13 protein-coding genes are annotated in these 16,361 nt (G+C 57.8%); 9 read left to right on the forward strand and 4 right to left on the reverse strand.

Features of this window, described 5'->3' with window-relative positions:
- Nucleotides 1-548: 548 nt before the first annotated feature.
- From FMM72_RS03490 to FMM72_RS03530, 9 genes are all read left to right on the forward strand, one after another.
- Nucleotides 549-1,826, forward strand: a complete 1,278-nt coding sequence (locus tag FMM72_RS03490) for a competence/damage-inducible protein A (RefSeq protein WP_243157716.1) — start codon at nucleotides 549-551, stop codon at nucleotides 1,824-1,826.
- An 8-nt stretch (nucleotides 1,827-1,834) separates the two neighbouring features.
- On the forward strand, nucleotides 1,835-2,347 hold the full coding sequence (locus tag FMM72_RS03495; RefSeq protein ID WP_257432015.1) for a DNA-deoxyinosine glycosylase: 513 nt from the start codon (nucleotides 1,835-1,837) through the stop codon (nucleotides 2,345-2,347).
- Nucleotides 2,348-2,353: 6 nt separating this feature from the next.
- The gene (locus FMM72_RS03500; RefSeq protein ID WP_160209520.1) at nucleotides 2,354-2,815 is read left to right on the forward strand and encodes an S-ribosylhomocysteine lyase; all 462 of its coding nucleotides are present in this window, start codon (nucleotides 2,354-2,356) and stop codon (nucleotides 2,813-2,815) included.
- Between the two features lie 3 nt (nucleotides 2,816-2,818).
- Nucleotides 2,819-3,163 carry an MmcQ/YjbR family DNA-binding protein gene (locus FMM72_RS03505; protein WP_162220617.1) on the forward strand — a complete coding sequence of 115 codons (345 nt, stop codon included), beginning with the start codon at nucleotides 2,819-2,821 and terminating at the stop codon, nucleotides 3,161-3,163.
- Nucleotides 3,160-3,870: a DNA alkylation repair protein gene (locus FMM72_RS03510; RefSeq protein ID WP_162220618.1), complete on the forward strand. Its 711-nt coding sequence runs from the start codon at nucleotides 3,160-3,162 to the stop codon at nucleotides 3,868-3,870. Before FMM72_RS03505 ends, FMM72_RS03510 begins: the two co-directional genes overlap by 4 nt.
- 219 nt (nucleotides 3,871-4,089) lie before the next feature.
- A complete protein-coding gene (locus tag FMM72_RS03515; protein ID WP_160209517.1) occupies nucleotides 4,090-4,800 on the forward strand; it encodes an NAD-dependent protein deacylase in 711 nt (236 codons plus the stop codon).
- Between the two features lie 598 nt (nucleotides 4,801-5,398).
- The gene (locus FMM72_RS03520) at nucleotides 5,399-7,075 is read left to right on the forward strand and encodes a WG repeat-containing protein (RefSeq protein ID WP_162220619.1); all 1,677 of its coding nucleotides are present in this window, start codon (nucleotides 5,399-5,401) and stop codon (nucleotides 7,073-7,075) included.
- A gap of 194 nt (nucleotides 7,076-7,269) precedes the next feature.
- Nucleotides 7,270-9,261: a fructose-1,6-bisphosphatase gene (locus FMM72_RS03525; RefSeq protein ID WP_160209515.1), complete on the forward strand. Its 1,992-nt coding sequence runs from the start codon at nucleotides 7,270-7,272 to the stop codon at nucleotides 9,259-9,261.
- A 152-nt stretch (nucleotides 9,262-9,413) separates the two neighbouring features.
- Nucleotides 9,414-10,691, forward strand: coding sequence for an adenylosuccinate synthase (locus tag FMM72_RS03530; RefSeq protein ID WP_162220620.1), 1,278 nt, complete (start codon nucleotides 9,414-9,416; stop codon nucleotides 10,689-10,691).
- Between the two features lie 724 nt (nucleotides 10,692-11,415).
- Here the strand turns inward: FMM72_RS03530 and FMM72_RS03535 are convergent.
- The 4 genes from FMM72_RS03535 to FMM72_RS03550 form a co-directional block, all read right to left on the reverse strand.
- Nucleotides 11,416-12,738, reverse strand: coding sequence for a pyrimidine-nucleoside phosphorylase (locus tag FMM72_RS03535; protein WP_160209513.1), 1,323 nt, complete (start codon nucleotides 12,736-12,738; stop codon nucleotides 11,416-11,418).
- Nucleotides 12,739-12,768: 30 nt separating this feature from the next.
- On the reverse strand, nucleotides 12,769-13,935 hold the full coding sequence (locus tag FMM72_RS03540; RefSeq protein ID WP_160209512.1) for a phosphopentomutase: 1,167 nt from the start codon (nucleotides 13,933-13,935) through the stop codon (nucleotides 12,769-12,771).
- Nucleotides 13,936-14,251: 316 nt separating this feature from the next.
- On the reverse strand, nucleotides 14,252-15,319 hold the full coding sequence (locus FMM72_RS03545; RefSeq protein ID WP_162220621.1) for a nitrilase-related carbon-nitrogen hydrolase: 1,068 nt from the start codon (nucleotides 15,317-15,319) through the stop codon (nucleotides 14,252-14,254).
- Between the two features lie 5 nt (nucleotides 15,320-15,324).
- Nucleotides 15,325-16,032: a hypothetical protein gene (locus FMM72_RS03550; RefSeq protein WP_160209510.1), complete on the reverse strand. Its 708-nt coding sequence runs from the start codon at nucleotides 16,030-16,032 to the stop codon at nucleotides 15,325-15,327.
- Nucleotides 16,033-16,361 lie beyond the last annotated feature (329 nt).

A 16,361-nucleotide genomic window follows, 5' to 3' on the forward strand; every position in this document is an offset into this window, starting at 1 on the left:
GGCGATACGCGGGCGCGGCCCGCTGCCGCCCCGATGGCCAATTATACCATGCCGCTTCGCGGACATGGTATAATAACCGCAAAGCGGTTATTATACCGGGTTATGGCCAGGGCGATACGCGGGCGCGGCCCGCTGCCGCCCCGATGGCCAATTATACCATGCCGCTTCGCGGACATGGTATAATAACCGCAAAGCGGTTATTATACCGGGTTATGGCCAGGGCGATACGCGGGCGCGGCCCGCTGCCGCCCCGATGGCCAATTATACCATGCCGCTTCGCGGACATGGTATAATAACCGCAAAGCGGTTATTATACCGGGTTATGGCCAGGGCGATACGCGGGCGCGGCCCGTTGCCGCCCCGATGGCCAATTATACCATGCCGCTTCGCGGACATGGTATAATAACCGCAAAGCGGTTATTATACCGGGTTATGGCCAGGGCGATACGCGGGCGCGGCCCGCTGCCGCCCCAATGGCCAATTATACCATGCCGCTTTCGTGGACGGGGCGTAGCCTGCGGCCCGTTCGCGCATACGATGCTTATCAATTGAAAGGGCTGATTCCAATGAACGCCTCTGCTGAAATTTTGTGCATCGGCACAGAGATTCTGCTGGGAAACATTGTCAACACCAATTCGCGGGAGATTTCCTGCGGGCTTGCGGAGCTTGGCGTCAGCGTCTACCGGCATACGGCCGTCGGGGACAATCCCGAGCGTTTGCGCGAGGCGCTTGCCGCAGCGTTTGAACGCAGCTCCATTGTGATTACAACAGGCGGTCTTGGACCGACCTATGACGATTTAAGCAAGGAGACGATCGCCGATTATTTCGGCGTGCCTCTGGAGATGCACGAGCCGTCCACCAGACATCTGCACTGTTATTTTCATAAGGTGGGCCGTCAGATGACGGAAAACAATCTCAAGCAGGCCATGATGCCGCGCGGTTGTATCGTGCTGGAAAACCACAACGGAACCGCTCCGGGCGCGATTGTGGAGGGCGGCGGGAAAACCGCGATCATGCTGCCGGGGCCGCCGCGCGAGATGCTGCCGATGTTCCGCGAGCAGGTCATGCCCTATCTGGCGCGCTGTTCCGATCATGTGCTTGTCTCGCACAGCATTCACTTTTTCGGCATCGGCGAAAGCGCGCTTGAAGCGCAGCTTCGCGATGAGATGGAGCGGATGGAGAACCCAACGCTCGCGCCGTATGCCAAGGACGGCGAGGTGATGCTGCGCGTCACAGCTCGTGCGCATACAAAGCAGGAGGCCGAGGAGATGACTGCGCCGGTTGTGCGGTCGCTGTGCGAACGCTTTTCGCAGTATATCTATGGCGTAGACGTGGGCGATTTGCAGACGGCCGTTGTGCGCGCGCTTACGGAAAAGGGGTTAAAAGCCGCCTGCGCTGAAAGCTGTACGGGCGGCTATGTATCCAAGCGGCTGACCGATGTGCCCGGCTGCTCAGCCGTTTTCGACTGCGGCGTCACAAGCTATGCCAACGAAATCAAGGAGCGGGTGCTCGGCGTCGCGCATGAGACGCTTGCGCGGTATGGCGCCGTCTCGGAACAGACGGCGCGTGAAATGGCCGATGGCGTCCGGCAGCTGGCAGGAGCTGATATCGGCGTTTCGACAACCGGCGTCGCCGGACCAGGCGGCGGCACCGGGGAAAAGCCGGTGGGGCTGGTGTACATTGCAGTCAGCAGCGAGTGGTACAGCGACGTGAAGGAGCTGCGTCTCGGACGCGGGATTGAGACGGGCGAGCGCGATTATATCCGCTATATTGCCGCGTCGCACGCGCTCTCCATGCTGCTGGAGGCCACTGCGAAAAAACCATGAGCGCCGCCGTGCCGCCCAGCGCGCACGCAGCGCGTCTCGTCCACACGATCGCGCCGGTCTATGACGCGCGTTCGCGCGTGCTGCTGCTTGGTACATTTCCTTCGCCCAGGTCACGCGCGTCCGGCTTCTTTTACGGCCATCCGCAAAATCGTTTCTGGCGCGTGATGGCGGCTATCTTGGACGTGCCGGCGCCGTGTTCGAACGAGGAAAAAGCCGCCCTGATGTTAAGCCGGCGCATTGCGCTGTGGGACGTGCTGCAATCGTGTGGGATTACCGGCGCAAGCGACGCTTCGATCAAAGACCCGAAGCCGAACGACCTTTCCCCGATTCTGCGCGCTAGCGATATCCGTGCGATTTTTACAACAGGAAAAAAGGCTTTTGATTTATATCAAAAGTATATAAAATCAACGACAGGCACCCCGGCCGCCGCCCTGCCGTCGACAAGCCCGGCCAACTGCGCCTGCTCGTTCGACCGGCTGTGCGCGGCGTACCGCGTGATCCTGCCGTATCTGGAGGACTGATTATCAATGGAACGAATCGCAAGCTTTTCTGTCGACCACACAAAACTGAAACCCGGGCTTTATGTCTCGCGCGTCGATGGCGATGTTGTTACATACGACATCCGTATGCGCAGGCCCAATGCGGGAAGTTATCTTTCCAACGGCGTGCTGCATACATATGAGCATTTGTTCGCGACGTATGTGCGCAACACGTCCTATGGGGACCGCATTATCTATGTTGGGCCGATGGGCTGCCGCACAGGCTTTTATTTTCTGACGCGCGACAGCATCTCCAAGCAGGAGGTGATCGATCTGCTCAAGCAGACCTTCGCCTTTATCGCGTCGTATGAGGGCGAGATCCCCGGCGCGGCCGAGGCGGAGTGCGGCAATTACCGCGAGCACGACCTTGCGGGCGCGCGCAAAGCCGCGGAGGAAATGCAGGCGGTCCTCGCAGATTGGACGCCGGAAAAAATGGAATACGAGGCGTAAGCTGTGACACGGCGGGAGCTGTTGGATCGCTGCCTGTGCTTTCCGGATGCTTATGAGGATCAGCCGTTTGAAGATCCAAACTGGACGGCGGCGCGCCGCCGCGCAAACCGGCGCTGTTATGCGTTTGTCTTTGAACGCGATGGGAAATTGTGTCTGAATCTCAAATGCGAGCCGATGCAGGCCCAGTTCTGGCGGCAGGTCTATCCCCAGGTGGCGCCCGGCTACCATATGAACAAGACGCATTGGAACACGGTGACGCTGAACGCGGGATTGGACGACGACGCGCTCAACGGTATGATCGCCCACAGCTATGATCTGACAGCCCCAAGGGAGAGAGAAAGACGATGACTCCACAGGACTACGAGGCTCTGCGGGCGCGCATCCGGTCGTTGGCAGACCCGGCCTATCAGGCGTTTCAACAGAAGCTGGTGCCCGATGTGACAAACCTGCTCGGCGTGCGTGTGCCGGCGCTGCGCCGACTCGCGCGCGAATTGGTCCGCGGCGACTGGCGCGGCTACCTTGAGGCGGCGCGCTACGATACATATGAGGAGACGATGCTCCAGGGGCTTGTACTCGGCTATGCAAGGATGGAGCCGGACGAGCTGTTTGCACGTCTGGCGGTGTTCGTGCCGCATATCGACAACTGGGCGGTCTGCGACGTCACATGCGGCAGCCTGCGCGCCGTGGGCAAGTGCGGGGAACAGGCTGTCAGGTTTTTGACGCCGTATCTGTCTGCGCCGCGTGAATTCGACGTGCGCTTCGGCGTTGTGATGCTGATGGACCATTTTATCGACGAAGCGTATATCGACCGCGTTCTGGAATGGCTGGCCGGGGTACGCCATCAAGGCTATTATGTTAAAATGGGCGTGGCCTGGGCGTTGTCGGTCTGCTTTATCAAATTTCCGCGGCGGACGGCCGTCCTGCTGGAAAGCGGGCGGCTGGATGAACAGACGCTGCGCATGGCCGCGCAAAAGCTGCTTGATTCAAAACGGGTCGGCGCGGATGTAAAGGCGGAAATTCGCGTGCGGCGCGCCGATCGGAAAAAAAATCAATAAAACGGAAACAAGCGGGCCGTTGCGACGCAGCCCGCTTGTTTCACTATATAAGAGTGTGGAAGAGAGAAGTAAGCGCAATTGTTACTTGTCTGATTCTATGATAAGTATAGCATAATTTTCCAAAAATGCAAGCCCTATATGTGAAAATGAACCAATTTTATGTGGATAAATACCCCAAAAAGCTGGTAGAATTGATGCATAGCGAAAGGAGTTGTCAATATGGAGCAAAACGAAACCCTCAAGCGCATGATTGGCGAAAGCCGCCAGATTGTTTTCTTTGGAGGGGCGGGCGTGTCAACAGAAAGCGGCATTCCAGACTTTCGCAGCGCGGATGGGCTTTACAAACAAAAATGGCGTTATCCTCCGGAGACGATCGTCAGCCATACTTTTTTCATGGAGCATCCGGAGGAGTTTTTTGCATTTTACCGTGAAAAAATGCTCGCGCCAGATGCGCGCCCAAATGCGGCGCACAAAGCTTTGGCGCATCTGGAGGCGGAAGGAAAGCTGACGGCTGTCGTCACACAGAACATCGATGGCCTGCATCAAGCGGCCGGCAGCAAAAATGTGCTGGAGCTGCATGGGTCGGTTCACCGCAATCACTGTATGCGCTGTGGGAAATTTTATGATTTGCGCGCGATCCTGGACGCGCCGGGCGTGCCGGTCTGCTCCTGCGGCGGCGCGATTAAGCCCGACGTTGTGCTCTATGAGGAGCAGCTCGATGAGACAGTGCTTATGCGCGCGGTCGAGGCGCTCTCCGAAGCTGATCTTCTGATCGTTGGGGGTACCTCTCTGGCCGTTTATCCGGCCGCGGGGCTTGTGCGCTACTGCAAGGGACGCCTTGCCGTAATCAATATGTCGCCCACGCCGCTCGATGCCGGCGCAGATCTGCTGATCCAGGCGCCCATCGGCGAAACGCTCAAGGAATTCTGACAACCGCGCGGCGCCAAATCCGCTGTTCGGGGCGCAGCCTGTAAAAATACTGGAACCTGCCCCACTATTCGCGGCGCAGCCGACTAAAGTTTTTTGCCGAGGCTTTTTTTCAAAAAAGCCGGAAGGCGGGAGGCTTGCAGGAAGCGCGCCAGCCGCACGGCGTCTGTCACGTTTCCTGCTGACGCAAGGCCCTGCGCTTGAACAGAGGTGTCTTGCGGCCTGCGGGCCGCGCTTTTATGAGGGCTGCGGCCCGGGGAAAAGGGCGCTGCCCTCGGGGAATGACAAGGCCCGCAGGGGGCCTTGTCATTCCCCTTCACCCGCCGCCTTTTAAAAAAGGCGGGCGAAAACTTTTGATCGACGCGGCGTAAAACTAATTACGCAGGGCCTGCCCCGCTGTTCGGGGCGCAGCCTGTAAAAATACCGGAACCTGCCCCACTATTCGCGGCGCAGCCGACTAAAGTTTTTTGCCAAGGCTTTTTTTCAAAAAAGCCGGAAAGTTTTTTGCCGAGCTTTTCTCAAAAAAGCCGGGAAGAAATTGGATGAAAAGGGGCACTGTATATACAGGGGGGCGGTTTGCCCCCGGAAGGGAAGCTTAACCATGAAAAAACAAGCAGCTGCTTTGATCGCCGCCGCCCTGCTGCTGGCAGGCTGCCAGCCGGCTGCGCCGGTGAGCGCGCCAGTGGCTCCGGGCGCTTTGTCCTCTGTGGAGGGCGCGTCGGACGCGCAAACATCCAGCATACCGGAGCAGGCTCCGCAGGAAACGCCGTCTGACAACACGTCCCAGTCCCCGCGGCTGCCTGTCAGCGTGCCGCAGCCGGATGCGCCGCCGCAGACGACGGCAGGAGCAATCACACTGCCTGAATCGATCGCAGAAACAGCCGCGGACGGCTACACGGCCGAGGTGCTGACGCCCGCGCAGTATGATCTGAATTTCCCGCTCAACCGCGGCGGATTCCGGGGATTTCAAACGTGCGAGTTCTTTTTCCTTGAACAGGATGGAAAGATCGCTGTAGCCAACGCAAATGGAAAGCTGCTGACAGAGCCGCTTTATACCTCTACACTGGAGGGGTGGTTTACCTTTCACGGTGTGATTCCGCTGACGCTCGACGGCAAAACCGGAGCGATCGACATGTCGGACGGCACGCAGCTTGCACCCTTTGAATATGACGACGTCCGGGCGGCGGGCGGCGACGGAGGCGGCCTGCTCGAGGTTCAGAAGGGTGATCAGTATGAAATCCTCGACCGTGAGGGCAATTCACATTATTCACTTGAGCGCGGCGACAGCTTCTATGTGCTTGGCAAACGCCATATCCTGTTAAAAGATGGGATGCTGCGTATTTATTCAAAGGAGTATCAGCCGGTACAGAATTTTGCGGTTGATGATATGCAGGTCGTCTCACGGAGCAGTTCGCCGCGACAGTCCGGGCGCGATCTGCTTGCGGTACAGATGAGCGGCGCATGGGCCTTGTGCGATACAGACGGCAAAATGCTGACCAATCCCGTTTATGAAAGCATCGGGTTCTTCTTTGGAGATTACGCTCCTGTTGTAAAAAACGGGAAATACGGCGTCGTCAATTACAAAGGCGTGGAGGTCATTAAGCCCGAGTGGGAGGAGCTGTATCTTTATGACGGCAGTGTAAGCGTCTGCAAGAACGGCCGCTGGGGCGCGATCACGGATATCGACAGCGGCAGACTGGCGATCGATCCGGTATACGACTATATTGCGGGGTTTGGCGACTACGGATACGCCTGTTTTGAAAAAAGCGGACGCTACGGCGTCATCGACCGCAACGGTAATGAGATTGTGCCGGCCCGTTACGACGGCGAGGTTTTGATTGACGGCGCAAATCTGGACAAGGGGTATTTCCTGATCAATGGGGGCAACGGCCCATATTCCAATTCGATTGTGGAGGGCGACGGGCGCGTTATTATCCCATCCGACCATTTTATTGTGCCGGGGCAGGATGGTGAAAAATATAACCTTGTACTCACGCCGTCGGGCAAGTGGGGGTATGCGGACGACCGCGGCCGCCTGATGATTGACGCGCAGTACGACAATGCCGACGCCTTTATCAAGGGTAAGAACGTTGCGTTTGTCCAGAAGGACGGAAAAATCTGTATGATTGACCGCAAGGGGAACATGGTATTGCGAACAGTGTTCAGCGATCTGATCGGCTATAACCCTGACACAATGGTGTGCGCTATGGAATATACAGACGCCTCCGGCGCTGTGAAGGGTTGCCTTGTAAAAATCGGTTTGCCGGAAAAATCGTAGCACTCCGGCGGGGGCGTCCGACATGCGTTTTTGCGCGGCCGGGCGTCTTTGTGCGGTTCGCACATTGCAAACGCGCATATCTTCTGGGATCATAACCGCTATGCGGTTATGATCCCGCTTATGGCCGGGGTGGCGACGCATTACAGACGGATGAGGCGCGCCGTCATCCGTATCAAAACAATGGAGGGAACGTGATGCAAACACAGGTCACAACAAACCGTGAGGCGGATTTGCGTTATCTGCGCCTGCTGGCCAGGCAATATCCTACCGTGCAGGCGGCAAGCAGCGAGATCATCAATCTCCAGGCGATTTTAAATTTACCAAAGGGCACAGAGCATTTCATGTCGGATTTGCACGGCGAATACGAGGCGTTTTTACATATCCTCAACAGTGCTTCCGGGGTGGTGCGCGAAAAGGTGGACGCATTGTTTGAAAACGTGATGTCGCGCGACGACCGTGCGCGGCTGGCGACCCTGATCTACTATCCCAGGGAGAAGCTCGACGAAATGCGCGAGAGCGTTGATGACCTCAACGAATGGTACAAACTGACGCTGCACCGCCTGATTGAGATCTGCCGGCTTGTCACATCGAAATATACGCGTTCCAAAGTGCGCAAAGCGCTTCCGCCCGAGTATGCATACATCATTGACGAGCTGCTTAATACCAATTACGAGGTCCATAATAAGAAGGATTACTATGAGAACATCATCTCCACAATTATTCACATCGACCGCGCCGAGGATTTTATTGAAGCTGTCTGCGATGTGATCAAAACGCTTGTTGTCGACCATCTGCACATTGTCGGCGATATTTTTGACCGTGGGCCGCGTGCAGATATCATCCTTGATTCACTGATGGAGCATCATTCCGTCGATATCCAGTGGGGAAACCATGACGTGCTGTGGATGGGCGCTGCGACAGGCAGCCGTACCTGTATCGCGGCTGTGCTGAACAATTCGATCACCTATAATAACCTTGAGGTCATCGAAATAGGCTATGGCATCAGCCTGCGGCCGCTTGCGCTGTTTGCCAATGAGATTTATCGCGATTCCGACACCTCGTGCTTTCAGACAAAAACATTGGGCGACGCCATCGCCTACAATGCCAAAGATATCGAGCTTGGCGCGCGGATGCACAAAGCGATTGCCATCATCCTTTTTAAACTCGAAGGACAGATTATCAGGCGCAATCCGGAGTTCGGGATGGATGACCGCCTATTGCTCAACCGGATCGATTATAAGCGCGGGACCATTGAAATCGATGGGAAAGAATATCAGCTTGTGCACACAGATTTCCCCACGATTGACCCGGCCTGCCCATATGCGCTGTCCGAGGAGGAGGAGCGTTTGATGGAGCAGCTTCGCGACGCGTTTTTACACAGTGAAAAGCTGCAAAAGCACGCGCGCTTTCTTTATTCCAAGGGTGGGCTGTATAAGTGCTACAATGGAAACCTGCTGTTCCATGGATGCATACCAATGGAAGCGGACGGATCGTTCATGTCGTTTTCCGTTGGCGGACCGCCTGTCAGTGGCCGGGCATTTCTTGACCGCGCCGATTTGCTGGCCCGTCAGGGATACTATGCGCGGGAAGGCACGCCGGAAAAACAATTTGGAAAGGACTTTTTGTGGTTTCTCTGGTGTGGGCGCAACTCCCCGCTGTTTGGGCGCGACCACATTGCTACCTTTGAACGCTGCCTGATCGCCGATCATGCCGCATGGGCCGAGCCGAAAAATGCTTATTATGCCTATTATAATGACGCCGATGTTTGTGTGCGCATTCTGCGTGAATTCGGTCTGGAAGGTCAGCACTGCCACATTATCAACGGCCATGTGCCCGTCAAGACGAAGGAGGGCGAAAATCCGGTTAAGGCCGGCGGCCGGCTCATTGTGATTGACGGCGGTTTCTGCCGGGCTTACCAGCCGACAACAGGCATCGCCGGCTATACATTGATTTATAATTCCTGGGGCATCCGGCTGGCGTCGCATGAGCCATTTGACGGCCGGCTTGATGCGATCCGCAATAACCGGGACATTGTGTCCACATCGGTCGTGTTTGAACGGATGCAGTCGCGCATCAAAATCGGCGAGACAGATATCGGCGCGCAGCTCAGCCGCAATATCGAGGATCTGAAATGGCTGCTTCTGGCCTATAAAACGGGTGAGATCAAGGAGGATCACGGCGGATAAAGCGTGAGGATTTCTTTGCTCGTGCAGACGCTTGACTGTTGGATAAAAGTAAATTACAAAAATCAACATTGCATTTTGCCTGCAAATTTGCTATACTTAACAACGGTTCAAAGGGACTGGATTTTTTTGTAAAATTCATTGGGGGGTTATATATGCCAGCTAGAGTGGTTGTCGGCGTCCAGTGGGGCGACGAGGGCAAAGGCAAAATCATCGACATTCTTGCGTCGCGCGCAGACGTGGTCGTGCGGTCGCAGGGCGGCAACAATGCCGGCCATACGGTCGAAAACGGGGGCGAGGTCTACAAGCTCCAGCTGATCCCGTCCGGCATCCTCTATCCGGACACGCTTTGTCTGCTTGGCAGCGGCGTTGTCATCAACCCCAAGGGAATCCTGGGCGAAATCGACGGCCTCGAAGCGCGGGGGGTTTCCTGCAAAAACCTGCGCATCGATCCGCGCGCACACGTCATCATGCCGTGGCATCTGGAGATCGACGGCCTGAGTGAGAAGATGCGCGGCAAAGGGGAAATCGGCACGACGAAAAAAGGCATTGGCCCCTGTTATATGGATAAGGCCGAACGCTCCGGCCTGCGCATTTATGACCTGATCCATCCGGAGCTGTTCGCGCAAAAGGCGCGGGCTGCCGGCGAATTGAAAAACCGCTTGATTACCGGCTACTATGGCGGCCAGCCGCTTGATCTTGATGCGGTCATTGCGGAATATACAGCCTATGGAAAGCGTCTGGCGCAGTATGCTGCAGATGTTTCCGTGCTTGCATACCGCGCCATCCATGAGAACAAGGAGGTTCTGTTCGAAGGCGCGCAGGGCACGCTGCTTGATATCGATTACGGGACCTATCCGTTTGTTACAAGCTCACACCCTGTTTCGGGCGGCGTATGCGTTGGCAGCGGCGTCGGTCCCACGCTGATCGACGAGGTTGTCGGCGCGGCCAAGGCGTATACGACGCGCGTCGGCGCCGGTCCTTTCCCAACGGAGCTGCTCGACGAAACCGGGGATGAAATCCGCAACCGTGGGCATGAGTTTGGCACAGTCACAGGCCGTCCGCGCCGCTGCGGATGGTTCGACGCGGTAATCATGCGCCATTCCGTGCGCATCAACGGCCTGACCGCGCTGGCGATCAACAAGATCGATACGCTCTCCGGCATGGGGCCGCTCAAGGTGTGCACGGCTTACCGCAAGTCGGACGGGACGATCCTGCGCGATTTTCCCGCCACCATCGAAGAACTTGCAGAGTGCGCCCCTGTCTACGAAGAACTGGAAGGGTTCGACGGCGACCTGTCCGGCTGCCGCAGCTTCGATGAGCTGCCCGAGTCCTGCAAGAAGTATATCGCCGAGTTGGAGCGTCTGTGCGAATGTCCGATTACGATGGTCGGCGTCGGCCCGTCCCGCGAACAGAATTTGGAGCGTGCCTGACCCTTCGCCTTTTTGGGAAATAAATGCATCGAAAAACCTTCCGCCTTTTTAAAGAAAAGGCGGAAGGTTTTTTACTGGGGCTTTCTAAACAGTTGGATCTTGCAGGATGCGCGCCAGCCGCGCGACGTCTGTCATGGATTTTGCTGGCGAAAAAGTCTGCGCCTGAATGAGTGTCTTGCGACCTGCGGGCCACGCTGGCGCGCGCGACCCGTGCGCGGGTCGCTCACCGCCGGGGGGCGCGCGCAATCCGTGCGCGGATTGCTCACCGCCGGGGGGCGCGCGCAATCCGTGCGCGGATTGCTCACCGCCGGGCGCTGCGCTTGCCCGGCCGGCTATTCGGGGCTCTCCGGCGGCTATAGCCGCCGGGCGCGGACAAGCCGCGGCAGCGCCCCTCAGCGCGCCTCACAAGGGGAGGGTCGAGCGACGCCTCCCCTTATGTTATCCCCACCTCTGCCTGGCGCGATCGTATCGGGCGCACGCCAGTACGTCCGGAGGGGGATCGTTTCACGGAACCTGCCCCACTGTTTGCGGCGCAGCCTGTATAAACGCAGTAGCAAACCCACTATTCGCGGCGCAGCCGACTAAAGTTTTTTGCCGAGCTTTTTTTCAAAAAAGCGGGGGGCACAGCCGACTAAAGTTTTTTGCCGAGCTTTTTTTCAAAAAAGCGGGGGGCACAGCCGACTAAAGTTTTTTGCCAAGCTTTTTTTCAAAAAAGCGGGGGAAATCAGAAGCGTTCGACACGGTCCTTGGAGACGCGCGCGAGGATGAGCTTTTCCGGGGCGGGCTGCTCATTGGAGAAGGTAATCGCGTCGAGCAGGAGGCGTTCGGCCTCCGGAATTGCGGATTGCTTTGCCGTGTAAAGGCGCGCGATCGTCTCGCCGCGCATCACCTTGTCGCCCGTTTTCTTCACAAGCACAACGCCCGCGCTCATATCGATATCGTCCTCCTTGCTCTCGCGGCCCGCGCCGAGCGCAACGGACGCGATGCCGCACTTTTCCGTCTCCATGTGCGTGATATAGCCGTCGGAGGGCGACTTGACCTCATATGTGACCGGGGCCTGCGGGAACCTGGAGGTATCGTCGATCACGGAAACGTCGCCACCCTGCGCAATGACCATCGCGCGCAGCTTTTCAAGGGCCGCGCCGCTTGAGAGCGCGTCCTCGGCGAGCTTGCGGCATTCGTCGAGCGTGCCCTTATCCGCAAGATAAAGCATGTTCGTTGCGAGCTGCAGGCAGACCTCGGTCAGATCGGCTGGACCCTGCCCCTTCAGCGTTGCGACCGATTCGGCCACCTCCAGGGAGTTGCCGATCGCATGGCCGAGCGGCAGATCCATATCGGTGATCAGCGCGATGGTTCTCCGGCCGTTGCGCTCGCCGATGGAAACCATCGCCTGCGCCAGCCCAATCGAATCGTCGAGCGTTTTCATAAACGCGCCGCTGCCCGTCTTGACATCAAGCACAATCGCGTTCGAGCCGGCAGCAAGCTTTTTGCTCATGATCGACGAGGCGATCAGCGGCAGGCTGTCGACGGTGGCGGTCACATCGCGCAGCGCGTACAGCTTTTTATCGGCGGGGGCGATGTTGCCTGTCTGCCCGATGACGGACAGTCCCGCGTCACGTACAATCTGGAAAAACTGTTCGCGTTCGACGGATACGCGAAAACCAGGGATCGACTCAAGCTTATCAATGGTGCCGCCCGTGTGGCCAAGCCCGCGGCCGCTCATCTTTGCGACCGGCACGCCGCACGCCGCGACAATCGGCGCGATGACGAGCGTCGTCTTGTCACCGACGCCGCCGGTGCTGTGCTTATCCACCTTGATTCCGGGGATGGCCGACAGGTCGACCATGTCGCCGGAGCGCGCCATGCAGTCTGTCAAAACCGCGGTTTCGTGCTCGTTCATGCCGTTGAACCAAATCGCCATCAAAAGCGCCGACGCCTGATAATCCGGGATGTGGCCGTTGGTATAACCGTCGATGAAAAAGGCGATCTCCTCATCGGACAGCACGCCGCCGTTTCGTTTGTTCATAATGATATCATACATGCGCATAATGAATACCCCTCTCAGTTTTAAGCGTTGTTACCGCAGGATCCGGTCGCAAAGCGACACACCGTCGCAGCCGGCCTTGACGCCGAGCAGCGCGGCGGCCGTTTCGCCCGTATCGGCAAAGGTCGGCCGCGTGCCCAGGTCGACGCCCGCGCGGATGGACGCGCCGTAAATAAGAAGCGGCACATATTCGCGCGAATGGTCGGTCGACGCCGTACCCGGATCGCAGCCGTGGTCGGCTGTGATCATCAGCACATCGTCCGGACCGAGCAGAGGCATCAATTCGCCGAGACGCTCGTCAAAGCGGTTGAGCGCGGCCGTATAGCCCGGGATGTCGTTGCGATGGCCGTATACCATGTCGAAATCGACGAGGTTGACAAAGCAAAGCCCATGAAAATCGGAACGCGCATGTGCGATTGTCCTATCCATCCCGTCGTCATTGTTGACGGTGCGGCTTGTTTTAGAGATGCCGCGGCCGGCGAAAATATCATAAATTTTGCCGACGCCGATGGTGTCCAGACCGGCCTGCAAAAGCTTATCGACAACCGTGTCGCGCGGAGGCTGGAGCGAAAAATCATGGCGGTTCGAGGTGCGTTTGTAAGGGTATTCCCCTTCGAACGGACGCGCGATGACACGGCCGACGCCGTGTTCTCCGTGCAGGATTTCACGGGCGATTTCACAGTCCTTATAAAGCTCCTCGATCGGGACGACGCTCTCATGCGCCGCCACCTGGAACACGCTGTCGGCGCTTGTATAGACAATCAGAGCGCCTGTTTCGACATGCTCGCGGCCAAAGTCGCGGATAACGTCGGTGCCGGAGTACGGCTTGTTGCAGAGCGCACGGCGTCCCGTGCGGCGCTCAAACTCCGAGATAATCTCCGGCGGGAAACCGTCGGGATAGGTGGGCATCGGCTTTTTTGAGATCAGCCCCGCGATCTCCCAGTGGCCGATGGTCGTATCCTTGCCGGCCGACGATTCCTGCATACGCGCGAATGAACCGATGGGCGCGCCGGCCGCCTCGCCGCAGCCGACGCCTTCAATGTTAAAAAGCCCCAGCTTTTGCAGATTGGGGACATGCAGCTTTCCCGAGCGCCAGCAGGTGCGCAGCGTATTGCTGCCAACGTCGCCGTAATCAGCGGCGTCCGGCTCCTCGCCGATGCCCACGCTGTCAAGAACGATTAAAAAAACCCGTTTTGCCATGCTGATTGATCACGCCTTTCTATCAGATATTGTCAATGGAAAACGACTTGTCCGCCAAAGGATCGCGTTTTAAAAGGGCGGCGGCATATTGGAAAATTCCACAAGCATTTTCCTGATTCTAGAACGATACAGCTTCATTCTAACACAAAAAACAGGCGGATACAATGACATACGGCCCTTTCGGCGGTGTGTTCCGCCGAAAAAGCCGCCGCTTTTTTGTGAATATTTAACATGTCATTTTTCGCACATCGGACCGGTGGGACACGTATGGAAAATTCCCCGTCGGGCCTGCAAACCCGGCGCCCCGGATGCGTGTTTAAACAAGGTCGTAGGGAAGATTTCCGCAATAGCGGTAGCTGTGCAGATAATCGCCTTTGATGAACGCCTCATTTCGGCTTGTCAGAGATGGATCGGTGAGGTCGCCGGTCAGCTTTTGCAGATTGGTGCGCGCCGTTACAGCGCAGGCGTGCGCGTTTGACGCATAGGCGACGACGCCGTTGAGCGTGGGCGTCGCGCCGAACGGCGCATAGATTGCGGCGCGCACATTCGGGCCCTCGTCGGGCCCGGCGGCGTAACAGGCGTACAGCACATAAACGCCTGATTCATTCGCGCGGCAGCGCAGCAGATCGGGCATGATTCCGCCGCGCGCGTCGGGTACGGCGATCAGGCGCGCGCCCTTCTCCGCAAGGATTTTGAAACGTTCAAAATAATAGGCGTCCGACCCGATGACAACGCCGAGCGGACCGAGCGGCGTATCGATCGGTTCCAGGATGTCGGAGGGCGAAACGCCGGCGTCGCTGTCGAACCTAAGCACGCTCGTCTTATCCTGGACGCCTGCCTGTTTGCCGTCCGGACCAAACACGACGCACCGGTTGACGAGGCGGCCGTCCTCCTCACGGACCAGCGTCGTGCCGGCGACCACATAGACGCGAAGCGTGCGGGCGATCCCGCTGAAGACGGTCTGATACAGCTCGTTTAGAAAGCCGCCAAAGGTTTCCAACATGGTTTCCATGCGCACCGGATCAGGCGCTGCGCCGTCCAGGCCGGTGAAACGCCTGCCGCGCAGCACCCAATTGAGAATCTGTTTGCTGAACGGCAGCATGGTTAGAGCGAGCACGCCGGCATATTCCGGATACACGACCACCTGCGCGCCGGCGTCAACCGCATTTTTGGCGAGCAGATACAGCTCGTCCGTATAGTCGCGCAGATCCTTATATATGCGCGCCGTCAATTGGACAGACGCGGCGCGCACCGCCTCCGGCGCGGCGAATTCCGCGTTGTTTTGAGCGGCGCCGTTTTTTTCTGAAAACAGCGCGTCGATTTTTTTCGGCGTCACCCGAAACGACATCCAAAAGGAAATCAGCGGCAGCAGCACTTCCCACATGCCTTTTACCTCCCAAGTTCGGCTTCATAGTTCGCGACCAGCGCGGGATTGATCTGCTCCAAAAGACGCAGATCGCGCCGTATCTCATCGAGACGCGCCATACTCAGACCAAAACGCACGGGGAAGGAGGATGTCTGACGGATCAGATACCCGTCGCCTGCGCGCGTCACACCCGCCGGACATGCAACCGCGGCGCTGCCCGCCGCGATGTTGACCACGTACAGGTTGTTGCCCTGCGCACCGCTCCATACCGTGCGCAGCAGGCGTTCGCCCGCGTCCTGCACCGGGTCGAGCGCCTGGACCGAGAGCGCGACGTCCGCGCCCTTGAGCGCGGCCGCGCGCAAAACGCGCGGATCGTTGATATCGCAGTCCACGCACAGGCATACATTTCCAAGCTCGCCCGCGTGCGCCACCTCAATACGGTCGCCGCGCAGGAACTCCCCCTGAAACGATATGGCCGGATGGATAGCCGGTTGGCGGCAGACCACCTCGCCGCCCGGATTGAGCAGGCACAGGCAGAGATTGCCCTCGTGCGCAAACAAGCCTGTCAATACATAAACGCCGTGCTTTTTGGCGTATTTCACACAGGAAAACAGATGCCGTTTGACATCCTCAAGCTCGCGGTGCAGCTTGCCATCAGCGATCAGCACCAGGCGCGCGTCGCCCGAGGGCGGCGAAAACGGCCGTTGAATCTCGACAAAATAGCTGTCCATGTTGTTCCCTTCCCGAAGCCGCCGTTTTTGGGGCTTCCGCCAACGCTCAAGTGATTTTGCCGCGGACTCCGCCGCCTGCAACTTCTATTATCGCATATTTTACAGGCGATGTATAGATCGTTTGGGCGCCGTTCAGGGACTTGTTTTAAAGAAATGATAAATCATCCGGTTTTGAAGCCAGGGCGAAAGGCCGGCGCATCCGCGGACCTCCCCGCTGTAAGCGGACGCAACCCCCCGGCTCCTAGAGGCTGTTTGAAAAAGCAAAATTCCCGTCTTTTTCTACAAACAGCGGCGAATGCTGCGTTAAAAAGCCTCGGAATCCGAAATGT

The sequence above is a fragment of the Anaerotruncus colihominis genome, from assembly GCF_010206195.1.
In the GTDB taxonomy this organism is placed as follows: Bacteria; Bacillota; Clostridia; order Oscillospirales; family Ruminococcaceae; genus Anaerotruncus; species Anaerotruncus colihominis_A.